The organism is Escherichia sp. MAL-1 (assembly GCF_052948035.1).
In genome coordinates, this window is the sequence record NZ_CM129609.1 from 2,480,612 (window position 1) to 2,501,601 (window position 20,990).

The 20,990-nt window shown below is 48.6% G+C and carries 19 protein-coding genes and 6 pseudogenes; 9 read left to right on the forward strand and 16 right to left on the reverse strand.

What is annotated here, in order from left to right; genetic code table 11:
- Positions 1-40: 40 nt before the first annotated feature.
- A pseudogene (locus tag ACU8XX_RS12300) lies at positions 41-196 on the reverse strand (transposase); the annotation flags it as partial.
- 174 nt (positions 197-370) lie between these two features.
- Here ACU8XX_RS12300 and ACU8XX_RS12305 point away from each other — a divergent pair.
- Positions 371-1,479, forward strand: a protein-coding gene (locus ACU8XX_RS12305; RefSeq protein WP_369755208.1) for an IS3 family transposase whose coding sequence is annotated in 2 segments (ribosomal slippage) — positions 371-632 and positions 632-1,479 — 1,110 coding nt in all. Because the reading frame shifts where the segments join, the coding sequence is not laid out codon by codon here.
- A gap of 125 nt (positions 1,480-1,604) precedes the next feature.
- On the opposite strand, the pseudogene ACU8XX_RS12310 reads toward ACU8XX_RS12305, so the two are convergent.
- Positions 1,605-1,928, reverse strand: a pseudogene (locus ACU8XX_RS12310) (Tn3 family transposase); the annotation flags it as partial.
- Between ACU8XX_RS12310 and ACU8XX_RS12315 the strand changes: the two are divergent.
- Positions 1,903-2,028: pseudogene (locus ACU8XX_RS12315) on the forward strand (IS3 family transposase); the annotation flags it as partial. The pseudogenes ACU8XX_RS12310 and ACU8XX_RS12315 overlap by 26 nt on opposite strands.
- 98 nt (positions 2,029-2,126) lie before the next feature.
- Here the strand turns inward: ACU8XX_RS12315 and ACU8XX_RS12320 are convergent.
- The 6 genes and pseudogenes from ACU8XX_RS12320 to ACU8XX_RS12345 form a co-directional block, all read right to left on the reverse strand.
- Entirely contained in the window at positions 2,127-2,903 is a 777-nt protein-coding gene (locus ACU8XX_RS12320) for an MBL fold metallo-hydrolase (RefSeq protein ID WP_016245981.1), read from the reverse strand.
- A gap of 70 nt (positions 2,904-2,973) precedes the next feature.
- The gene (locus tag ACU8XX_RS12325) at positions 2,974-3,927 is read right to left on the reverse strand and encodes a GlxA family transcriptional regulator (protein ID WP_016245980.1); all 954 of its coding nucleotides are present in this window, start codon (positions 3,925-3,927) and stop codon (positions 2,974-2,976) included.
- 19 nt (positions 3,928-3,946) lie between these two features.
- The gene (locus ACU8XX_RS12330; RefSeq protein WP_000798353.1) at positions 3,947-4,345 is read right to left on the reverse strand and encodes an ester cyclase; all 399 of its coding nucleotides are present in this window, start codon (positions 4,343-4,345) and stop codon (positions 3,947-3,949) included.
- A 198-nt stretch (positions 4,346-4,543) separates the two neighbouring features.
- Positions 4,544-4,756 (reverse strand): annotated as a pseudogene (locus ACU8XX_RS12335) (recombinase family protein); the annotation flags it as partial.
- Positions 4,757-4,809: 53 nt separating this feature from the next.
- Positions 4,810-5,123 (reverse strand): annotated as a pseudogene (locus ACU8XX_RS12340) (Tn3 family transposase); the annotation flags it as partial.
- Between the two features lie 26 nt (positions 5,124-5,149).
- Positions 5,150-5,902 (reverse strand): alpha/beta hydrolase family protein, encoded by a 753-nt coding sequence (locus tag ACU8XX_RS12345; protein WP_000734115.1) that lies wholly within the window; start codon positions 5,900-5,902, stop codon positions 5,150-5,152.
- Positions 5,903-6,143: 241 nt separating this feature from the next.
- Between ACU8XX_RS12345 and ACU8XX_RS12350 the strand changes: the two genes are divergently transcribed.
- Both ACU8XX_RS12350 and ACU8XX_RS12355 read left to right on the forward strand, forming a co-directional pair.
- Positions 6,144-7,016 carry a DMT family transporter gene (locus ACU8XX_RS12350; RefSeq protein ID WP_000090196.1) on the forward strand — a complete coding sequence of 291 codons (873 nt, stop codon included), beginning with the start codon at positions 6,144-6,146 and terminating at the stop codon, positions 7,014-7,016.
- A 130-nt stretch (positions 7,017-7,146) separates the two neighbouring features.
- Positions 7,147-8,370, forward strand: coding sequence for a MalY/PatB family protein (locus tag ACU8XX_RS12355; protein ID WP_000872613.1), 1,224 nt, complete (start codon positions 7,147-7,149; stop codon positions 8,368-8,370).
- A 185-nt stretch (positions 8,371-8,555) separates the two neighbouring features.
- Here ACU8XX_RS12355 and ACU8XX_RS12360 read toward each other — a convergent pair whose 3' ends face one another.
- The 3 genes from ACU8XX_RS12360 to ACU8XX_RS12370 form a co-directional block, all read right to left on the reverse strand.
- The gene (locus ACU8XX_RS12360) at positions 8,556-9,329 is read right to left on the reverse strand and encodes an SDR family NAD(P)-dependent oxidoreductase (protein ID WP_001091224.1); all 774 of its coding nucleotides are present in this window, start codon (positions 9,327-9,329) and stop codon (positions 8,556-8,558) included.
- Positions 9,330-9,394: 65 nt separating this feature from the next.
- Positions 9,395-10,096, reverse strand: coding sequence for a DsbA family oxidoreductase (locus ACU8XX_RS12365; protein ID WP_008502228.1), 702 nt, complete (start codon positions 10,094-10,096; stop codon positions 9,395-9,397).
- Between the two features lie 65 nt (positions 10,097-10,161).
- The gene (locus tag ACU8XX_RS12370; protein ID WP_006687059.1) at positions 10,162-11,268 is read right to left on the reverse strand and encodes an alkene reductase; all 1,107 of its coding nucleotides are present in this window, start codon (positions 11,266-11,268) and stop codon (positions 10,162-10,164) included.
- 212 nt (positions 11,269-11,480) lie between these two features.
- Between ACU8XX_RS12370 and ACU8XX_RS12375 the strand changes: the two genes are divergently transcribed.
- Entirely contained in the window at positions 11,481-11,810 is a 330-nt protein-coding gene (locus tag ACU8XX_RS12375) for a thioredoxin family protein (RefSeq protein WP_008502229.1), read from the forward strand.
- A 29-nt stretch (positions 11,811-11,839) separates the two neighbouring features.
- Here the strand turns inward: ACU8XX_RS12375 and ACU8XX_RS12380 are convergent, their stop codons facing one another.
- From ACU8XX_RS12380 to ACU8XX_RS12395, 4 genes are all read right to left on the reverse strand, one after another.
- A complete protein-coding gene (locus tag ACU8XX_RS12380) occupies positions 11,840-12,178 on the reverse strand; it encodes a carboxymuconolactone decarboxylase family protein (protein ID WP_000888080.1) in 339 nt (112 codons plus the stop codon).
- Positions 12,179-12,182: 4 nt separating this feature from the next.
- Positions 12,183-12,764: a TetR/AcrR family transcriptional regulator gene (locus tag ACU8XX_RS12385; RefSeq protein ID WP_008502230.1), complete on the reverse strand. Its 582-nt coding sequence runs from the start codon at positions 12,762-12,764 to the stop codon at positions 12,183-12,185.
- Between the two features lie 141 nt (positions 12,765-12,905).
- The gene (locus ACU8XX_RS12390; protein WP_000108589.1) at positions 12,906-13,463 is read right to left on the reverse strand and encodes an OsmC family protein; all 558 of its coding nucleotides are present in this window, start codon (positions 13,461-13,463) and stop codon (positions 12,906-12,908) included.
- A 184-nt stretch (positions 13,464-13,647) separates the two neighbouring features.
- Complete coding sequence (locus tag ACU8XX_RS12395; RefSeq protein WP_012695450.1) at positions 13,648-14,232, reverse strand: recombinase family protein; 585 nt, start codon at positions 14,230-14,232, stop codon at positions 13,648-13,650.
- 159 nt (positions 14,233-14,391) lie between these two features.
- Here ACU8XX_RS12395 and ACU8XX_RS12400 point away from each other — a divergent pair, with 159 nt between their 5' ends.
- Together ACU8XX_RS12400 and ACU8XX_RS12405 are read left to right on the forward strand one after the other, a co-directional pair.
- On the forward strand, positions 14,392-17,376 hold the full coding sequence (locus tag ACU8XX_RS12400) for a Tn3 family transposase (protein WP_042098032.1): 2,985 nt from the start codon (positions 14,392-14,394) through the stop codon (positions 17,374-17,376).
- Between the two features lie 121 nt (positions 17,377-17,497).
- Positions 17,498-17,713 (forward strand): annotated as a pseudogene (locus ACU8XX_RS12405) (integrase core domain-containing protein); the annotation flags it as partial.
- Between the two features lie 11 nt (positions 17,714-17,724).
- Here the strand turns inward: ACU8XX_RS12405 and ACU8XX_RS12410 are convergent.
- Positions 17,725-18,186: an Lrp/AsnC family transcriptional regulator gene (locus ACU8XX_RS12410; protein WP_040229972.1), complete on the reverse strand. Its 462-nt coding sequence runs from the start codon at positions 18,184-18,186 to the stop codon at positions 17,725-17,727.
- A gap of 208 nt (positions 18,187-18,394) precedes the next feature.
- Between ACU8XX_RS12410 and ACU8XX_RS12415 the strand changes: the two genes are divergently transcribed.
- Positions 18,395-19,702, forward strand: coding sequence for an aromatic amino acid transport family protein (locus tag ACU8XX_RS12415; protein WP_032296056.1), 1,308 nt, complete (start codon positions 18,395-18,397; stop codon positions 19,700-19,702).
- Positions 19,703-19,733: 31 nt separating this feature from the next.
- On the forward strand, positions 19,734-20,939 hold the full coding sequence (locus tag ACU8XX_RS12420) for a MalY/PatB family protein (protein ID WP_023063506.1): 1,206 nt from the start codon (positions 19,734-19,736) through the stop codon (positions 20,937-20,939).
- Positions 20,940-20,990 lie beyond the last annotated feature (51 nt).

The following is a 20,990-nucleotide window of genomic DNA, read 5'->3' on the forward strand; positions in this document are numbered from 1 at the left end:
ACCCATTAAAAATGTATTGGTATTGAGGCGAGGTAAGATGTTCGCTGTTATCAGGCTTGATAGCCCGTAGCCACTTGTAGAGGCTGTGCGCAGAAACGCCCAGACGGTCTGATACTTAGGCAACAGAATAACCGCGCTCGGTTATCTGGCGGACAGCCTCTTCCTTAAATTCAGGGGTAAAACGTGGTGTGCCCATAGACTCGTCCTATGCTCAAACTATAGGGCAGATTTGTCTACGGGCTCGGGGTCACTCCAAACTATAGGGCAGGATCGTCTACCGGGGTGGGGTCTGACCCTGACCCGAAATCCTGCTCCATTCAGAAACAGAATTCCGGCATGATATTCACTCCCCTGAGCGGAGGTTGTGCCGATGAAAAAGTCACGATTTACCGAAGAGCAGATTGTCTTTGCCCTGAAGCAGGCTGAGCTGGGTACGCCCGTACCGGAAGTCTGCCGCAAGCTGGGCATCTCCGATGCCACGTTCTACACCTGGCGCAAAAAGTACGGCGGGATTTCTCCTTCAGAGCTGAAACATATGCGGCAGCTCGAAGAGGAAAACCTTCGCCTGAAGAAGCTGGTTGCCGACCTGAGTCTCGACAAGGCCATGCTGCAGGACGTGCTGGCAAAAAAGAGCTGACGCTGGCACGCCTGCGCGAGTGGGTCAGGGACTTACAGACCCGCTACGGTGCCAGTGAAAGACAGGTCTGCTTTGCGCTGAAGATCAGCCGCAGTTCGTTCCGGTACCGCTCCGTTGCGGCAGACGACAGCGCACTGCGACTGCGCATCAGGGAGATAACCGAAACCCGTGTCCACTATGGCTACCGCAGAGTCCACGTCATGCTGAAACGGGAAGGCTGGCGCGATAATCACAAGCGTGTTTACCGGCTTTACCGCGAGCAGGGATTATCGCTGCGGCTGAAACGCCCCCGCCGCAATAAATCTGCGCTGAAACGTCAGCCACAGCCGCAGGGGCTGTATCCCAATCATGTATGGGGGATGGATTTTGTCTCCGATGCGCTGTTTGACGGTCGCCGGCTTCGCCTGCTGACGGTAATCGATCTCTACACGCGCGAATGTCTGGGGATCTGCGTGGGCCAGAACCTGCGCTCTTCAGAAGTGGCGGAGATGCTGGACACTATCGCGTTGAGACGCCCATTACCGCAGCTACTGAAGACAGATAATGGCTCTGAATTTGCAGGGAAAATGCTGGATAAATGGGTGTACGAACGTGATATCCGGATCGATTTCTCACGGCCAGGCACGCCCACGGATAATGCTACGGTGGAGTCATTCAACGGCAGGCTGCGGCAGGAGTGCCTGAACGAGAACTGGTTTATGTCCAAGGAGGATGCCCGGTGCAAAATCGAGGTCTGGCGCATACACTATAACCAGAGTCGTCCCCATTCTGCACTGGGCTGGATGACCCCGTGCGAATTCGCCGAGAAATCTGCCGGTTGCCAGAATAAGCAACCAACCTGAAGCCGGTTATTCCTGATTATAGGCTCCGTTTGGGAAACGGAAAATATTGTACGTTAAGATCAAATTTTAACCTGTAATACACTGATAAATTAGGGGCCCGCTTGGAAAACGGAAAATATCCTACGTTAAGCCTGTTTTTTATACAGACTGCTATCTACTGAGCGTAACGAACGGTATTTTCCCTGTCCCAGCTTGAGGTTTGTTCGCCAGACGTAATCTCCACTCAAGTTGATGTGTTCCCATCCCAGCGGGGACAGATGAGAAATCAGCTGTTCATTTAGTGGGATCCCTTTTCGCTTCAGAGAATCTATGGCTCTTTCTATATATACCGTATTCCACAGTGAGATCGCCGCAGTCAGCAATGTCAGCCCGCTGGCCCGGTAGCTCTGGTTTTCCAGTCCCCGGTCTCTGATTTCCCCCAGCCGGTGCATAAAGACTGCTCGCGCTATAACAGCGCCCCCCCCCCACGAATCCCTGAATAACCTGACACCGGAAGAGTACCGGCTGATGGCTGAAACCCCGGAAATCTCAAAAAGTGCGCGGAACTAAATCGGGTGACATAAAAAATTTCGAATGCTAAGAGGGCCGGCAGTCACCAGTAAAACCATAATGAGTAACTGCCTGATTAAAGTTGTGGGGATGTATAATTAAAGATTAACGACTTCACCATCTTCAGGGATACTAACCTGGTCAGTAATCTTATTAAGATCTACATACTCACGGATTTCTTTTCGGGTTTGTCCAAAATGATTTACAGATTCCATATGTGTGGAAATAATATGTGCTTTTGGAAGTATGTTATGTGTCCTTAGCACATCTTCTTTACCCATGATAATAGGCCCCAGATTTTCCACCTGCGCATATCCCGTATTCAGGATAACGATATCAGGCTGATATTTATGCATAACCTGCTCTACATCATTAATCCAGATAGTATCACCAACTATATAGATAGTCTTTTCGCCATCAGACTGGAGAATAACCCCCATAGCTTCACCTAATAGCTCTGCCGCAGCGGGGTTGCGGAATGCCTCATCACTACCATGTTGACAGTGAGTTTTAATTAAGCGAATTCCGGCGTATTCAATTTCATTATCAAGAACTTGTAGGTTAATAAATCCATCGCGGGCCAGTTCGTTTTTGTCTTCAGTATTCTGTACAAAAATAAGCATATCGCGAGGGATCAGCGCCCGGGCAGCAGCATCCCAGTGGTCATCATGCGTATGAGTAACAATAATAGCATCTACATCAATAACCTCTGATACCGGAAGAGGTAAGTCAACAAGAGGGTTCCGTAAATGGCGGTTCATCGTCAATGGAAAACCAGGGAATGAACCTTTTGCTGATAACATCGGGTCAATCAGGATTTTTTTTCCTGCATAATGAATAATTGCAGTGGCGTTACGGATCTGATGAAATTTCATAATAGAACTCCAGTTCTGTATTAACAGAACACAGTAAGAGGATTAATTTACTTTCCAGCTGGCAGAAGTTTTATATCGCTTCTGAACCCCTGAATGTTTTTCGCCATACGGACGGCGATACGCCAAATTTTGCGATAAACTTTTTCCGTAAAGATGTTGCGGAACTAAAACCAACCAGCTCAGATACCTTCTGTACAGAGTGGGCTGTAGATTCCAGTAATACCTGCGCTTCTCTCAGACGCTCCGTTGTTAACCAGTCAACCAGTGTCATGCCCGTCGACTGTCGGAAGCGGCGTGTAAAGGTTCGTCGGCTCATGCTAACGACTTCACAAAGTTCATCCAGCGTCCAGCGTCTGGCCAGGTCCTGGCGCAGCGTTTCAACCAGCAGAATTATCTGGCGATCCTTTGTTGCAGATGGAAAAGGCATCTGAATATACTGAGCCTGTCCCCCGTCCCGATGAGGCGGGATCACCATTCGCCTTGCTATCTGATTGGCAATATTGCTCCCGTACAACTCCCTGACCAGATACAGACAGCAGTCCATACCCGCACCTGTACCGGCAGAAGTAATAATATTATCGTCAGCTACATAGAGCGCATTCATATCCAGGTGGGTATTCGGAAACCGTGACTGAAAATCACTCTCATACAACCAGTGTGTCGACGCGTTTCTTGCATCCAGTAGTCCTGAATAGGCCAGAGCATAGGCACCAAGGCACAAACCCACAATGGTGGCATTATGCTGTGCAGCTTCCCGGAGTGCTTCCGTTAACTGTGGCTCCGGTACAATGTCAGGCGATGGCCAGAAAGGAACTATAACCATGTCAGCAGTACGTAACACCGATAAGTCATATTCCGGTGTAATATGCATACCATGTGAGGTTTTTATAGTCTTTCCCTGCACGGAGCATAAAACAACGTTAAATAATGAATGGTCCGGGATAATATCTGCAAAAATTGCCAGTGGTACGGAGAGATGAAATGCACTGATATCATCGGTTATCAAAATGGCTATCTTTTTCATTTCATACTCTCCTGTAAGATTAACTAATCTGACGTACGATATCGTTATAATCAAAGTGCGCACGTTTTTCCTTAATTTTACCGCCTTCAATAGTCAGCAGCATCATCAGAGAAATACGTACTTTTTTCCCGGTTGGTTTATATCCATGCATTTCATTATTGTGGATACCTTCAAAAACAACATAAGCTACGACTTTATCCGCTTCACTGATAAGAACTTCAGGCTTCATGCTGAAGCCCCGGAATCCATCAAGTGTGGCAGTTTCAGATGCGATAAAACCGTCAACTCCATGAATGGGGTTATCTATCTGTGAATAGAAAACAAAGTCACTGGAGCAAAGTGATTTAAGGGTTAAAAAATCATAACCTTCAAGAGCCTGATAAAAATCATGTACAAGTTTTTCATTTGAGTTTTTCATGGTCATTCACCTTTTTGTCTGGAGTAAGGACATTCTACGTGGTGTACACAAGTGAGTGTGAGTGACCAAAAAGACATTAATCAACATGATTGGGCCATTGTTATGAGAAAAAGGCTCCCCCCGCTGGGTTTCAACATCTGCCTGTGTTAAGCCCGCTCATAGCACATAGCATAACGTCCAGCTGAGAACTCACGGTCATTACTGTCCTGCCTTTACCCTGAGTATGGTTTGCCGGGTTGTATTAAACTCCCGAGCAATGGCGCTGATACTGGCCCCGGCCTTAATACGTGCAATCACAGAAAGTTTCTGTTCTTCATTCAGTGTTGAAGGACGGCCAAACCGCTTTCCGGCAGCTTTCGCTCTCGCAATACCAGAGTGCGTACGCTCAAGAAGCAAATCCCTTTCAAATTGGGGTCCGCTTGGAAAACGGAAATTATCCCACGCTAAGACTATATTTTGTACAGCAGTGGAGAAGGATGAGAGACCAGCAGTTCATTAACAGGGACTCCTTTTTGCTTAAGCGGCTCAATGGTTCTTTCTATATAAACCGTATTCCAGAGTGTTATCGCCGCCGTATGTAGTGTCAGCGCCGGTGGCGTGGTAACGCTGATCCTCCCCCCCCCAGATCCCTGATTTCATTCAGCCGGTGCATGAAGGATGCTCGCCCAAGGGCCTCACCCTTATTCAGCCCCGCCTGTATGCATCGGCCTAAGCCTTTATCGCAAAATCAGTCCAGCATAAACAGCGTCCGATCTCTGCAGAAAATCGCCCTCAGCGCTACGAGTTTGAACGCATTTACTCTGTTTATAGGTAACATTCGCTCCACGATATAATGATATCGGCAACGTATTCAGCATCCTGAGCATGTGTCAGAAGGTGATCAGCCTTACCCAGGGAAATGAAACTCTTGGGATGCTTAGCTGCTTTGAATATTTTCTCGGCCTGCTCAATTAACACGGTATCATCTTCAGTCGCATGAAAAATCAGCAGAGGTTTGTTCATGGCGAACACCTTATGAGCGATTTTGTGTTCCTGAATATTGTCCAGCATCTGTTTCTTTAACGTAAATACCCGCCCGGCCAGCTCAACGGGATAGGCTCCATGCTGGTTAATGTTTTCAACATCATCCTTAAAAAGACGTTTTACGTGTGTCAGTTCTCCGGGTGATCCTATGGTGACAATGGCCTTTGCCTCAGGAACTTCGCCGGCGATAGACAGGATGGCCGATCCCCCCAGGCTATGACCGATGAGCAAAGAAGGCGCTTCGTACTGTCGGCGGAGATAATCTACCGCGCAAAGCAGGTCCGAAATATTGGATGAGAAGTTGGTGTTGGAAAAATCCCCTTCGCTGTTTCCCAGACCAGTAAAATCAAACCGGAGAACGGCGATAGCTTTCTCTGTCAGTTTCCGCGCAATACGCGCCGCGCCTTTGAGGTCTTTGCCACACGTAAAACAATGAGCTAACAGCGCAAACGCTTTAGGATTTTCAGGAAGTTCAAGCAATCCGGCCAGTTCTTCACCCGCCGCATTTTTGAACGTAAATTTTAGTTTTTTCATAGGATATTCCGGGCCTTAAACTGATGTCATATGTTTGATCGCAGGAGAAAAATAATCTTCTGCTCTGCATCTGGCATAACGCGTTTTCCGTCCTCCACTGGGGATGTGAAACAGAATTCATTCCGAATGCCTGTCCTCACCTTCCAGTTTGGAAGCTGGTTATTGCTTCCTGTTCGGCGATCACTTACGCTATGCTACCAACTAGATGGTAGTTTACAAGGCTTTTGTGAGGACTTCTCGAATGGCCAGGTGCGCGCTCATTCTTAAAATATCACTGGCAATGCTGGCATTTGCGGCAAACTCCATTCTGTGTCGTCTGGCCCTGCAGGGAGGCCACATTGATCCCCTTTCATTCAGCAGCCTCAGGCTGGCCAGTGGTGCATTCGTCCTGTCCCCCTTCCTCTTTTATCACGCCAGGACCACATTATCGCTGTGGCGTCCGCTGAGCGGGTTTTACCTCATGGCGTATGCGGTGCTGTTTTCTGTCGCCTATATCCATCTCGATACCGGGGCTGGTGCGCTGTTACTTTTTGGTGCCGTACAGTTTGCGATGGTGATCCACGGATTATTTAAAGGAGAATCACTCTCCGCTATGCGGGCTTGCGGTTTAGTTCTGGCTCTGACGGGAATTGCTGCCCTGCTGTTACCCGGGACGAAGGCACCGCCGCTTTACAGTGCACTTATGATGATCGTTTCCGGATTAGCCTGGGCCGCCTATTCCGTCAGGGGGAGGGCGGGCCAGGCTGCCGGGGCTTCAACGGCGGCTAATTTTATTCTCGCAGCGCCGATGGCTCTCGCTCTTACGTTGCTGTTTATGAAGCAGGGTCACTCTGATGCTGCAGGCATTGCTTTGTCATTGCTGTCCGGTGCCGTCGCCTCAGCCGGTGCCTATGTATTGTGGTATACCCTTTTACCCTCCCTCGGCTCTATTACCGCCAGTATCCTTCAGCTCAGCGTTCCCTGCCTGGCAATGCTAGGGGGTGTGGTATTCCTGGGTGAATCACTGACGGTCAGAACGATATTTTCTGCCCTGGCAGTGCTGACTGGCATTGTGATGGTGACACGCGAGAAATCCCCCCGTCAGCCGATGGCAAAGGCGAGAAAACCTCAATAACGCAATTAATTCATGCAGTTGTAATGATTCTCTTATGTTAATCACACGAGCCAGTTTTCCCGCTCCGGCATCAGACTGACAGGAATACTGAGGTCGACGTTTCAGACTACACCTAAGGCAGGTTCATGAAATGAAATATGATTTCGATGAGTACGTAAGCAGAGAGAAAACAGACAGTCTTACCGTGGACGGCTGGCGGGAATACCTGTTTGCGGGGCAGTCCGAATTTGCAATGCGGTATCCGGCAGAAGGGCTAATCAACCTCTGGGTTGCTGACATGGCTTTTGCCACACCAGAGCCGATTCTTCAGGCCATCAGAGACCGTCTGGATAGAAAAATACTCGGCTACACTAAAATCTACGACGAAGAATACTATGAAATCTTTGGCAACTGGTGTGAGCGACAATATGGTCACCGTTTCAAAACGGAAGACATTGTACTGTCTCCGGGCATTATTCCCGCGCTGAACCGTCTCGTCCCGCTTCTGACCGACAAGGATGACAGTATTCTTATTATGACGCCTTCATATGGCCCGTTTAAAAAGGCGGGTGAATACAGTCAGCGTCGCGTGGTGTACTCGGCGTTAAAAAAATCAGCAGGTGGCTGGGAACCTGACTGGGAAGACTTTACACGCAAAGCCAGTCAGGCCGACTTACGTGTGAAAATTCTTTTCCTGTGTAATCCGCATAACCCGACCGGACGAGTCTGGCGGCCTGATGAACTTAAGCGGATTATTGAAATTTGCCTGGCCAATGATATCTGGGTGATATCTGACGAAATTCACTGTGACCTGTCCCGAAGTGGTATCGGTCATACACCGGCCGCCTCTCTTTTCCCTGATTCTACACGCATTATTACCTGCATGTCCTCGAGTAAAACATTCAATCTGGCCGGGAATTTGTTGGCAAATATCATTATTCCGGATCCCGGTGTCAGAAGCGAGTGGCGTCTCAGACACGACGAGTTCATCTCTCCGCTGAGCCTGGCAGCAAACAAAGCGGCGTGGAGTGAATGCGATGACTGGCTTGTCCATCTGAGGGAATATATTGACGGCAATTTCCAGTACCTGCACGACTACCTCAAAAGCTATTTACCCGAAACCAGGTTCTCGATCCCCGAAGGGACATATCTGGCCTGGATAGATATTAGCCACTACCTGCCCGACACTGTGGGTGAGGATTTATCGCTGTATTTTGCCCGGGAGTCAGGGGTGCTTCTTGAAGGGGGCTTGCTGTTTGTCGACAATGGGGAAGGACATATCCGGTTAAATCTGGCGTGCCCACGGACTATGCTGACAGCAGGGATGAAAAGAATTTCACAGGTACTGCGGACACCGGCCCCTAACAGGGTATAACCCCTTTCTCTCTGGCCGTTTGTCCTGTCAGGATGTCGTCAGAACCCGGCATAACACCCTGTGCCGGGAACAAAAAAGGCACGGATGAACAGGTTGTGAATATCCTGAGTGAAGCCTGCTGATGACATTTCTGGCGACAAAAAAATGACGCCCGTAAAGGGGCGGCTCTTGTCAACGTACCGGGGTTATCGTCTGACCGCCATAATGCCGGCATCGACATCCCAGATAGCGCCCGTCACCCATGATGTTTTGTCAGACAACAGGAAGAGAATGGTGTTTGCCACATCCTCTGCGGTTCCGACGCGGCCTAACGGGTGGAAATCGTTCAACGACTTCATAGCATCAGCGATATCCGCTTTGTCCATGAAGCCTTCGTATATTGGTGTATGAACAATCCCGGGAGACACAGCGTTGACACGAATACCCGCGCTGGCCAGTTCAATCGCCAGATTACGCGTCAGGGCATGCAGACCCGCTTTTGCCATTGAATAGGCCGAGGACGGCGAGTCACCCAGTGCTGCCTGGGCACCAATCGAACCGACGTTGACGATAGACCCTTCGAGCTTCGCGGCGAGCATGTTCTTCACGACATCCTGCGTAATAAAGAACGTGGCGCGGTTCAGCGAAAAGTACATGTCATAATCGGCAAAGCTGTGCTCGGTAAACCCTTTCGGCATAAAGATCCCGGCGGCATTTACCATCAGGCTGATATCGCGATGGCTGGCATTGATTTCATGACGGATAGTTTCCATACCTTCTTCAGTCATCAGGTTGGCCGCGATGACCGCCACCGGTCCCAGCGGGCTCAGCTCTTTTTGTACCGCTTCGGCTTTGTCTTTTTTATTCCCGGTCAGCACCACACTGCCGCCCGCTTCCAGTACCATGCGTGCCACGGCGAGACCCATGCCGCTGGTGCCGCCGACGACAAGCAGTTTTTTACCTTTGAAAAATGTATTCATTTTCAGACTCCATTACTGGTGGGTAAGACGTTGCCGGCAGCGTGAAACTGCCGGCGGTTGACGGATTAAATGCTGCAGCCATCCGTTCCGCAGGTCTGACCCGCAGTGGCTGAAAATTCGGTTTGCTGTTCATCCCAGACCTGACGCAGGGCATTCAAAAAGTTGTCTGCCCCCTGAGCCCCGCTGATGGCGTATTTCTCGTTCATCACAAAAACCGGAACGCCGCTGAGGCCAATAGACTGTGCGTGGGCTTCATCGTCGGAAACGGTGGCGCGAAAATCGTCATTTTCCAGAGCGGCTTCGGCGTCAGCTTTCTCCATACCGGCTTCTACGGCCATTGCAACGAGCTGCTGACGGTCAAAGAGAGAGCGACCTTCGGTGATACTGCCGTGATAAAAACGTTCTTCCACCGCGTCCGCAATTCCGGCCTTACGCGCGGCAACCAGCAGGGTGTGTGCATCTTCTGTATCACCAAACATCATGCCGTCAAAGTTGTAGATCAGACCTTCAGATTTACCGGCGGTGCCCACCTGATTCATCATCAGCTCCGCTGAATGCTGACTGCCCAGTTTTTTAACGATGGCATCCTTAAAAGGCATAGCGGGAGTACCACCGGCCAGACGGTAGCTGTGATGACGGATCACCACCTGATCGCGAAATTCAAAGCGATTCAGACCCTGTTCAAATCTTTTCTTAGCAATCCAGCACCACGGGCAGACCAAATCTGACCAGATATCGATGGTGAGGGTGGGTTTCAGCGTTTGCATAATGATTCCTCAAAGACCTTGGGCGGTCGGGTCTCACTTATCAGAGAACCGCGACCGTATGGGATTTATTGCGCCTGCCAGACCGGGTAATCGGTATAGCCTTTTTCCGGTGAACCACTGACGCCGTAGTAGGTGGCGCGGTCACTTTCTGCCAGTGGCCAGCCGTTTTGCATTCTTTCAACCAGATCCGGGTTAGCGATGTAGGGCACACCAAATGCCACCAGATCCAGCTCATCATCTTCCAGAGCCTGCTCTGCGATATCACGGGTGAAACCGCCGGCAGCGATGATGGTGCCTTTAAACGTGTTGCGAAAACGGCGGCGGAATCCTTCCGGAAGTGGCGCTTTGGTGTACACCGGCTGATAGTAAAGGTGTACGTAAGCCAGCTCCCGCTGACCGAGCGCGTCGGTGATGGCTGACCAGGTTTGCTCTTCACCTTCATACGGCGCGAGGTCATAAATGCGGCCGAACGGTGACAGGCGCACGGCAACGTGGCTGTTACCCACGGCTTCCGCCACGGCGTCAATGGTCTCCAGCAGGAAACGCTGACGATTTTCCACCGAGCCGCCGTATTCGTCGGTGCGGGTGTTCAGTTCGCTACTGAGGAACTGGTCAAAGATGAATCCGTTTGCAGCCATGATTTCCACACCGTCAAAGCCGGCTTCCATCGCCAGGCGTGCGGAGTGCACGAAGTCTGCAGTGATGCGTTTCACTTCATGCGTTTCCAGCGCGCGTGGCTGGCTTGGTACAACCGGGCCCGGTTCTCCGGATTCGGTCAGCGCAAAAACGGTGGTATTGACCGCCTGAACGGTGCCCGCTGAAACCGGCGCTATGTGGCCTGGCTGAAGAGAGACGTGAGACATACGGCCGACGTGCCAGAGCTGCGCGAAAATACGGCCACCTTTGGCGTGAACCGCTTGTGTCACCTTACGCCAGCCCTGGACGTGTTCGTCGTTGTAGATACCAGGGGTATAGAGGTAACCCCGGCCTTCTTCTGAAACCGGCATCCCTTCGGTGATGAGCAGGCCAGCAGAAGCACGCTGTGCATAGTACAAAGCCACGACCTCATCCGGCACGTCATTCATGGTGCGGGTGCGGGTCATCGGTGCCATAACTACACGGTTTTTTAACGCCAGGCCAGACAGATTGTAGGGGGTGAAAAGCTTACTCATCGTATACCTCACAGAAACAAAAAGGAGTATCCCGGCAGGGATTTGCACAACCCGGAAGTATCATCGACCGGACGTCGCGCACTGGAGTTGCATAAACATCTGATGGATGGCAATATACCAACCATCTAGTAGGTAGGTCAACGGGTGTGCCGTATTTTTTTGTCATAACGCAGCCATTTCTGAATTGTCACTCATTTTGCGAGGTCATCACCATGCGTACATTAACAGCTTATAACGAAGATAATTTCCGCCAGATAGAGCAGTACAAAGGAATATCGGTGGTACGTTTCTCTGCACCCTGGTGTCCGCCCTGTCAGGCCAGCGAAGAAATGTTCAGTCAGTTTGCAGACCGGCTCGATGGAGATATTCAGGTGGGGAAAGTCAATGTAGATCAGGCGCCGGTGCTGACAACCAAATACGAGATCTGGGGGCTGCCGTCTGTGCTGATATTTCATGAAGGGCAATTAGTTAAACGCATACCGGGTGTGAAACCTGCATCGGTATATGCTCAGGCGATTGCGGACATAAAAAAAGGGCAGTAATGCCCTTTTAACGTGGAATTTATTAATGCTTAACCGCGTGCCTGACCGACGGCATCCAGAGTGCGGGCTGAATAAATGACCGCCGCGCCAGCGTTGAGGTTAATCGCCACGCCCAGCGCTTCAGCAATTTCAGCGTCGGTTGCACCGGCTTTCACAGCGGCGTCGGCGTGAAAAGCAATACAGCCGTCGCAGCGGGTTGTGACTGCGCACGCCAGGGCAATGAGTTCACGCACTTTTGCGCCCAAAAGGTCAGTTTTGTTACCTGCGTTGCCCAGGGCAACCACGCCTTTCATGGTCTCGGGGGTCAGTTTGCCCAACTCGCCTAAACGTTGCATTAACTCTGAGCGATAGTTGTTCCAGTCCAGCATAGTGTCATTCTCCTGAATGAGGGGTATTAAGAAGCAGTTTTATATACTTAAGGCTGTTGGCGAAGACTTCGGGTCTGGCCGTTGCATGCGCCACTACGCTTGAGCCTTCACAGACATTAATGATCATCAAAGCAATATCTGATGGTTCGGCATGGGATGAAAACTCACCTGACTCCATGCCCGCCCTGACGACTTTTGTGAGCCATTCGATTTGCATATCGAAATAAAGTGATGTCTGTACAGTAATTGCCTGAGGCAGATTGGCGGTCTCTGCTGACAACGCACAACACAGTGGCAGTAGTGAAGCTTTATGGCTTTGCGCGAAGATATCGATGTAGGCCGCAATTCTTTTCTCCGCGCTTTTCTCAGTAGCCTCTATCTGCTCAAATACGCGTTGCGTATCAGAGAACGCCTGTATTACCACCTGCTCACCCAGAATATCTTTGGTCGGGAAATGGTGATGAATACTGGCCTTGGTGATACCCACTATTTTTGATAAATCAGCATAGCTGAATGCTGAATACCCTTTTTCGCGCATCAGGTGTTCTGCTTCGCTGAGCAGCCGTTCCCGTGTCATGGTTGTCATAATTACTCCATATAATCTACTAGTTGATAGATTATATTATTGCTATTTTTCCGTAGCAAGTTGTATCACTGACTCAGTATCGTGCAGAGCTGAACGTCACTGCCATCCTGCATTCTGAATGGCAGCATTACATCTCTGACATCACGCCAGGCGTGTAATCATTTCAACCGGATTAGCCAGAGTATCGTGGATTGGCGAATTCTTTTGCATTTCGCTGACCAGCGCTTCTAACTCCTCGCGACTGGCGGTCTTGCTCGTAAGGTGAACATCGACGCGAATAGATTTCGCACCTTTACGCACGTTGCTGTCCAGCCCAAGGAAGCCGTTGAGGTTGATATCGAAATTAAGATCCAGCTCGATACCGTCCAGGTCGATCCCTTTTTCAGCAGCCATCATGGTGAGGGTGGCGGTATAACAGCCAGCCAGCGCCTGCATGATGTATTCAGTCGGGCTCATGCCGGTATCGGTGCCGAGTAAACCTGCGGGTTCATCACCGATATTAGAAAATTTCCCCACGCGACTGGTATCGATAACGCCGTTCTGGATTGTGGCGCCGGTCTCTGTGCGAACGGTTAATCCGCCGCTGGAACGGGCTTTCATCTGGAAAGTCAGGTTACCCAGGCCAGGCTGGCTGCGAACTGCTTCACGGGTATTGTGGATCGCAGCTGCGTCTGCAGAAGGTTTAACGGTAGTAGACATAATGGCTCCTGTAATTTCTTGATAAAAGTTATAGCTGGTGTAATCAGTGCCAACCATCTAGTTGGTAGGTTAATGTCGCGAACCTCTTTTGTCTACTCTTTTATAAAAAATAGGGGGAAAAGAACCCAGAAGGCTGTTTTATTTCATAATAACCATTTGATTTTTTTATAATCTTCCCAGCCGCTCACTCTTGCAGCAATCCAGCCTTTACCCGAAGGATAGTCTGGCGGGTGGTATTAAATTCCCGGGCAATAGCACTGATACTGATGCCAGCATTTAGGCGCTCTGTCACTGTTTGCTTTTGTTCCTCGCTCAGGATGGGAGGGCGACCGAAGCGTTTTCCAGCCGCTTTTGCCCTCGCAATACCTGAATACGTTCGCTCAAGCAGCAAATCCCGCTCAAACTCCGCTACAGCAGAAATTACCTGCATAGTCATTTTTCCGGCCGGACTGGTCAAGTCAACGCCTCCGAGTGCGAGACAATGAACGCGAATATCTAAAGCCGCCAGTTGCTCTACTGTTTTTCGGATATCCATCGCATTACGACCCAGACGGTCAAGTTTGGTGACAATCAGTACATCCCCATTTTCCATGCGATCTAGCAACCGGATAAATCCGGGGCGTTCGCTGGCAGCAACCGAGCCACTGATATGCTCCTCAATAAGTCGTTGGGATCTGATGGCAAAACCCGCCGCTTCAATTTCACGACGCTGGTTTTCTGTGGTCTGTTCCAGAGTTGAGACCCTGCAGTAGGCAAAAACACGTGACATGGGAAACTTTCCGTACGAAATAGGTGTCCGAATTATAACGTGTGTCCGAAATTAATTTCACTAAGTTTCGGACATGTGCTGTAAGCGGTGTACGAAACCGACCGGTTTCGGTCACAGCGAACAAATAACAGATGAAAACTATACGCGAGGGAGGCATTTATGCCACGGCGACAGATACTGAGCAGCGAAGAGCAGGAACGCTTACTGGTTATACCAGATGATGAAATTATTCTGACCCGAATGTGTTTTCTGAACGAACCGGATATTGCGCTCATTAATAAGCACCGAAGGCCAGCGAATCGCCTGGGCTTTGCTGTATTACTCTGTTATCTGCGTGGACCTGGATTTATTCCGGACAAAAGCAGTGCTCCTCACAATGGCGTTGTATCCAGGGTTGCTTCCCGACTGAAACTTCAGCCTGATTTATGGCCGGAATATGCATCCAGAGAGCAAACCCGCTGGGAACATCTGACCGAACTTTATCGCTACCTGGAACTATCCCCGTTCAGCCGGTCAATGCAAAAAGACTGTATCCGTCATCTGCACCCCTATGCCATGCGAACTGACAAAGGATTTATGCTGGCGGAAGAAATGCTCAGCTGGCTACATAACAATAATGTTATTTTCCCTTCTGTTGAAGTGATCGAACGGACGCTTGCCGAAGTCGTCACGCTCGCTAACAGATCGGTATTTTCGACACTTACCGCGCAACTGGAAAAGCAGCATAAATCAGCACTCGACAGCCTGCTCATATCAGAGGGTGAACAACCTTCCCGTCTGGCATGGCTGCTACAGCCTCCGGGTAAAATAAACGGTAAAAATGTGCTGCAACATATCGACCGGCTTAATTCCATCGCTGCGCTGGGGTTGCCTGATGGTATTGCACTTTCCGTTCACCAGAACAGGTTGCTTAAACTGGCGCGTGAGGGCCGGAAAATGAGCAGCAGGGACCTGGCAAAATTCACCGATGTCAGACGTTACGCTACGCTGGTTTGTATAATAACAGAGGCCAGGGCCACCCTGACTGACGAAGTGATTGATCTGCACGAGCGTATCCTGGGTAGTCTGTTCAGCAGGGCAAAACGCACGCAGGCCGAACGGCTCCAGCAAACGGGAAAGCTTATTCAGAGCAAGCTGAAGCAGTACGTTACCGTCGGGCAGGCGTTACTTAACGCCAGAGAATCCGGGGAAGATCCCTGGACTGCAATAGAAGATGTCCTTCCCTGGCAGGAATTCATCAACAGCGTGGAAGAAACGCGGTTTCTTTCCCGTAAGGGCAATTTCGACGCGCTTCATCTGATCACCGAAAAATACAGTACGTTGCGTAAATATGCCCCGCGTATGCTGTCAGCATTGCAGTTCATGGCGACACCTGCGGCGCAGGCGCTCAGCGATGCGCTGGACACCATAACGGAAATGTACCGTAAACAACTTCGTAAAGTGCCGCCATCAGCGCCAACAGGGTTTATCCCTGAAAGCTGGCGAAAACTGGTGCTCACGCCTTCAGGCATCGACCGCAAGTACTACGAGTTTTGCGTACTGAATGAACTCAAGGGTGCATTACGTTCCGGTGATATCTGGGTAAAAGGATCGCGCCGCTACAAAAATTTTGATGATTATCTCATCCCGACTGCTGAGTTTGAGAAATCCCGACATAATGACCAGTTACAGTTGGCCGTTCAGACCGATAGCCAGGCATACCTTCAGGCCCGTATGACTCTTCTTGCATCTCGGCTGGAAGAAGTTAACGCGATGGCGCTTGCCGGTGATTTGCCCGATGTAGATATCTCAGATAAAGGCGTAAAAATCACTCCACTGGAGAACAGCGTTCCTTCAGGTGTTTCGCCCTTTGCAGATTTGGTCTATGGCATGCTTCCCCATCCGAAAATTACGGAGATACTGGAAGAAGTTGATAGCTGGACGGGATTTACGCGTCACTTCGCGCACCTCAAAAATAATAACGTCAGACCAAAAGACGGAAGACTGTTGCTGACCACCATTCTGGCTGACGGCATCAACCTTGGGCTGACAAAAATGGCGGAATCCTGCCCTGGGGCCACAAGATCGTCACTCGAAGGTATTCAGACATGGTACATCAGGGATGAAACTTATTCAGCGGCACTGGCCGAGCTGGTCAACGCACAGAAAGAGCGGCCTCTGGCCGCATTCTGGGGCGACGGGACAACATCGTCGTCAGACGGGCAGAACTTTCGGGTAGGCAGTCACGGACGTTATGCCGGTCAGGTCAATCTTAAATATGGTCAGGAGCCGGGCGTGCAGATTTATACGCATATCTCAGACCAATACAGCCCGTTCTACGCCAAAGTGATCAGCCGGGTGCGCGACTCAACCCACGTGCTTGATGGCCTGCTGTACCATGAAAGCGATCTGGAAATTACCGAGCATTACACCGATACCGCAGGCTTCACTGAACATGTTTTCGCCCTGATGCACCTGCTGGGATTCGCTTTTGCGCCAAGGATCCGTGATCTTCATGACAAGCGGCTGTTTATTCATGGAAAGGCCGAGCGCTATCCGGGGCTTCAGTCTGTCATATCAACAACCTGCCTGAATATCAAAGACATTGAGTCGCACTGGGATGAGGTATTGCGCCTGGCAACCTCGATTAAGCAGGGGACAGTCACCGCATCACTGATGATGAAAAAGTTAGCCAGTTACCCAAAACAGAATGGACTTGCCAAAGCGCTGAGAGAGATTGGCCGCATCGAACGGACACTATTTATGCTGGACTGGTTCCGTGATCCCGGTCTGCGCCGACGCGTGCAGGCGGGGCTGAATAAGGGTGAGGCCCGTAATGCCCTTGCGCGAGCGGTCTTTTTGCACCGTCTGGGTGAAATAAGGGATCGTGGGCTGGAGAATCAGAGTTATCGCGCCAGCGGGCTGACATTACTGACAGCAGCGATCACGTTGTGGAACACGGTATATATAGAAAGAGCTATTGAGTCACTAAAACGAAAGGGTATCCCGATAAATGAGCAACTGGTCTCTCATCTTTCTCCCCTGGGCTGGGAACATATCAATCTGAGTGGAGATTACGTCTGGCGTAATAATCTTAAGCTGGGATCCGGAAAATACCGCTCATTACGTACAGTCGATACCGCTTTGTACAAAAAACAGTCTTAGCGTGGGATAATTTCCGTTTTCCAAGCGGACCCCAGGGAGAGCTGAGAACATTAAATTTTAATATAAACAAAGAATTACCTTCTTAGCGTACGTTACCGTCCCATTGGCCCTCAAACCCCTCAACACCCTGATGGAACGTTTTTTTAGAAGTCTGAAAACAGAATGGGTGCCGGATAATGGATACGCTAATTTTAGCGAAGCCAGCACAGCGATAACGAATTACATAACGGGATATTACAGCCAGCTCAGACCTCATCAATATAACGGTAGTTTGACGCGGAATGAATCAGAACGATTGCTCTGGAAAAACTCTAAAGCCGTGGCCAACTATTGTTGACCACTACACATCTATTTTATAGGTAACCCCTTAAAAGATTTAATCTCCTTGATACTGAAACTGGTATTCATCTCCTTTATATTCCCAATTTTTCGTATCCTTATCATTGATACGTTGTGAAAATCATCCATATCTTTTACTACAAGATGCAGAAGATAGTCGTATCTTCCGGAGATATTATGACAGGCAATTACATTATCAATCTTCATTATTTCTGCCTCAAAATATTGCATGCACTCCTCGGAATGAAGATCTAATGTAATATTCATGAATGCATAAAAATTGTATCCAAGGCTTTTCGGTTCGATAAAAGCCCGATAGTTTTTTATCACTTCCTGCTCTAAAAACTTTAGCCGTTTCCAGCAGGCTGGAGGGGAAAGAAAAACACGCTTGGCAATCTCAGCGTTGTTCAGCCTGCCATCTTCCTGCAAGAGCTTTAAAATCTGCATATCAACTTTGTCAAGCTTTACCATGTTCAACCTCCTGTGATAGCAATCATATTCGTAATTTTATGAAATAAAATTAACCAAATCAATAAAAACAAGAAATAAGATAAGCCATAAATTGTAAAAATAGTTAATTTTAAAAAGATAATTAATATACTTACCGGGTAGAATCATTTATGAAGTGCAAACCTCTGTAAATAATTACCATAAAATATCCTCACACAGGAATATACCTATGACCATATTGGAACAGAACATCGACAGGGCCTCATTATCGCCAGAAGAGTGGAAAAAACTAACCCGATTTGACAGTACAGATGTAGGATGGATTATCATAAGCATAGGTATGGCTATCGGCGCCGGGATTGTGTTTTTACCGGTCCAGGTGGGGCTTATTGGATTGTGGGTATTCCTGCTTTCTTCCATCATTGGTTATCCGGCCATGTACCTGTTTCAAAGATTGTTTATCAATACGCTGGCAGATTCACGAGAGTGTAAAGACTATCCCGGTGTCATCGAGGGCTATCTGGGAAAAAACTGGGGAATGCTCCTCGGTCTGCTCTACTTTCTCATGCTGGTCATCTGGATATTCGCCTACCCTACGGCGTTGACTAACGATACAGCGTCGTATTTACACACGTTTGGCTTAACTGAGGGTCTTTTATCAGAGAACCCTTTCTATGGCCTAATTCTTATTACATTTCTTGTGCTTATTGCTTCACGTAGTGAAGAGCTCTTGTTCAGGATTTCCTCTTTCATGGTGTTATCAAAACTGGTGGTAGTGCTTATCCTGGGGTTGATGATGGTCAGCATGTGGGACCTCTCCAAAAACATCGGTTCATTCCCTTCTTTTAGTATTTTAATCAAAAACGCCATTATCACCTTGCCATTTACGTTGACATCAATCCTGTTTATTCAGTCTTTGAGTCCGATGGTAATTTCATATCGTGCAAAAAACAAATCTATAGAAGTGGCAAGATATAAAGCGCTAAGAGCAATGAATATCGCTTTTGGTACACTATTCATCGTTGTTTTCTTTTATGCATTATCATTCACTTTCGCCCTCGGTCACGATGAAGCTGTCAAAGCCTACGAGCAAAATATTTCAGCACTGGCTATTGCCGCACAGTTTATTGAAGGAGATGCAGCAAAGTATGTGACGCCAGTTGGTGTTGCATTGAATATCTTTGCCCTGATGACTGCCTTCTTCGGCGTTTACCTCGGGTTCAAAGAGGCTGTACAGGGACTGGCGATGAACGCATTGACCCGTTTTATACCTTCAGAGAAAATCAATAAAAAAACGCTTAATGTTGGTATTGTCATTTTCACTATTGCCATCGCCTGGGGGGCAATCGTTCTGAACCTGCCGGTTCTGCTATTCACCTCAATCTGCAGCCCCATTTTCGGCATTGTTGGTTGCTTAATCCCTGCTTATCTGGTTTACAAGGTACCCTCCCTTCACCGATATAAAGGGTTTTCTCTGTATCTGATCATCTTTACTGGCATCCTGCTCTGTATTTCTCCGTTCCTGAAATTCATTTAAACAAACATATATGTCCAAAGAAGGTTAAATTATGAAGTACAATTTTGATGAAATTATCAACAGAAAAAATACTGATGCCCTGAACTACGATGGGTGGAGACAATATATATTCAAGGCCGACAAGAGTGCCCGCTTTGACTTTAAGGACGATGAATTTGTCAGAATGTGGGTCGCTGATATGGATTTTGCGACACCTCCGGAAATCCTTGCAGCGATTCAGGAGAGGCTTGATAAAAAAATACTCGGTTACACAAAAGTTTACGATGATGAGTACTATCATATTTTCCACAACTGGTGCCAGAGACGCTATGACTGGAATATAGATACCACAGAGATCGTGCTTTCACCGGGCATTATTCCTGCACTTAACCGTCTGGTACCGTTACTGACACAACAGGATGAAAGTGTGTTGATCAATACACCATCCTATACGCCGTTTAAGCAGGCTGGAGACTATAGCTATCGTCGAGTGATCTGTTCTGATTTGCTGAAACAGGACAATGAATACATTATTGACTTCAACGATATGGAGAAAAAACTAACCGATCCTTCTCTAAATATTAAGCTGTTCATTTTATCCAATCCGCAAAATCCAACCGGGAAGGTCTGGTCAGAACAAGAATTAATGAGAATGGGGCAGTTGTGCCTTAAAAACAATGTCTGGATCATTTCAGACGAAATACATTGTGATTTACTGAGAAATGGGATCAATCATATCCCGATGGCAAAACTGTTCCCAGACACTGATAAGATCATCACCTGTATGGCACCAAGCAAAACCTTTAATCTTGCCGGAAATCTGATGTCCCATATTTTTATTAAAAATGAAAAGGTCAGAAAAGAATGGTTACGTCTTTATGATGAGTTTCTTTCACCACTGAGTCTGGCTGCGACCAAAGCGGCCTGGTCCCGGTGCGACGAGTGGCTGGAACAATTAAAACACTATCTTGATGATAACTTCAGACTGGTAGAAAAATTTACCCAGGAACACTTTCCTGACGCAAACTTTAAAATTCCCGATGCAACTTATCTGGCATGGATAAATATTGAGAAATACCTGCCACCGCAGGTAGACAGACAACAGCTTTCTCTCTATTTCGCCAACCAGACGGGAATACTGCTTGAAGGCGGGAACATGTTTGTAAGCAATGGAGAGGGTTACATACGGATTAATCTTGCCTGTCCACGCGCCGTGATACAAGAAGGATTAGAGAGAATAAGAAAAGCACTGAAATAGTAAATCCCTGAAAATTTCAGCCTGATCGTCCAAAAGGTCGCAGTTTAAACA

What these genes read in the sequence shown, in the direction of transcription:
- ACU8XX_RS12320 (WP_016245981.1), bottom strand. Translation starts at nt 2,903, where the DNA reads ATGAAATTTCATCAGATCCGTAACGCCACTGCAATTATTCATTATGCA.
- ACU8XX_RS12325 (WP_016245980.1), bottom strand. Translation starts at nt 3,927, where the DNA reads ATGAAAAAGATAGCCATTTTGATAACCGATGATATCAGTGCATTTCAT.
- ACU8XX_RS12330 (WP_000798353.1), bottom strand. Translation starts at nt 4,345, where the DNA reads ATGAAAAACTCAAATGAAAAACTTGTACATGATTTTTATCAGGCTCTT.
- ACU8XX_RS12345 (WP_000734115.1), bottom strand. Translation starts at nt 5,902, where the DNA reads ATGAAAAAACTAAAATTTACGTTCAAAAATGCGGCGGGTGAAGAACTG.
- ACU8XX_RS12350 (WP_000090196.1), top strand. Translation starts at nt 6,144, where the DNA reads ATGGCCAGGTGCGCGCTCATTCTTAAAATATCACTGGCAATGCTGGCA.
- ACU8XX_RS12355 (WP_000872613.1), top strand. Translation starts at nt 7,147, where the DNA reads ATGAAATATGATTTCGATGAGTACGTAAGCAGAGAGAAAACAGACAGT.
- ACU8XX_RS12360 (WP_001091224.1), bottom strand. Translation starts at nt 9,329, where the DNA reads ATGAATACATTTTTCAAAGGTAAAAAACTGCTTGTCGTCGGCGGCACC.
- ACU8XX_RS12365 (WP_008502228.1), bottom strand. Translation starts at nt 10,096, where the DNA reads ATGCAAACGCTGAAACCCACCCTCACCATCGATATCTGGTCAGATTTG.
- ACU8XX_RS12370 (WP_006687059.1), bottom strand. Translation starts at nt 11,268, where the DNA reads ATGAGTAAGCTTTTCACCCCCTACAATCTGTCTGGCCTGGCGTTAAAA.
- ACU8XX_RS12375 (WP_008502229.1), top strand. Translation starts at nt 11,481, where the DNA reads ATGCGTACATTAACAGCTTATAACGAAGATAATTTCCGCCAGATAGAG.
- ACU8XX_RS12380 (WP_000888080.1), bottom strand. Translation starts at nt 12,178, where the DNA reads ATGCTGGACTGGAACAACTATCGCTCAGAGTTAATGCAACGTTTAGGC.
- ACU8XX_RS12385 (WP_008502230.1), bottom strand. Translation starts at nt 12,764, where the DNA reads ATGACAACCATGACACGGGAACGGCTGCTCAGCGAAGCAGAACACCTG.
- ACU8XX_RS12390 (WP_000108589.1), bottom strand. Translation starts at nt 13,463, where the DNA reads ATGTCTACTACCGTTAAACCTTCTGCAGACGCAGCTGCGATCCACAAT.
- ACU8XX_RS12395 (WP_012695450.1), bottom strand. Translation starts at nt 14,232, where the DNA reads ATGTCACGTGTTTTTGCCTACTGCAGGGTCTCAACTCTGGAACAGACC.
- ACU8XX_RS12400 (WP_042098032.1), top strand. Translation starts at nt 14,392, where the DNA reads ATGCCACGGCGACAGATACTGAGCAGCGAAGAGCAGGAACGCTTACTG.
- ACU8XX_RS12410 (WP_040229972.1), bottom strand. Translation starts at nt 18,186, where the DNA reads ATGGTAAAGCTTGACAAAGTTGATATGCAGATTTTAAAGCTCTTGCAG.
- ACU8XX_RS12415 (WP_032296056.1), top strand. Translation starts at nt 18,395, where the DNA reads ATGACCATATTGGAACAGAACATCGACAGGGCCTCATTATCGCCAGAA.
- ACU8XX_RS12420 (WP_023063506.1), top strand. Translation starts at nt 19,734, where the DNA reads ATGAAGTACAATTTTGATGAAATTATCAACAGAAAAAATACTGATGCC.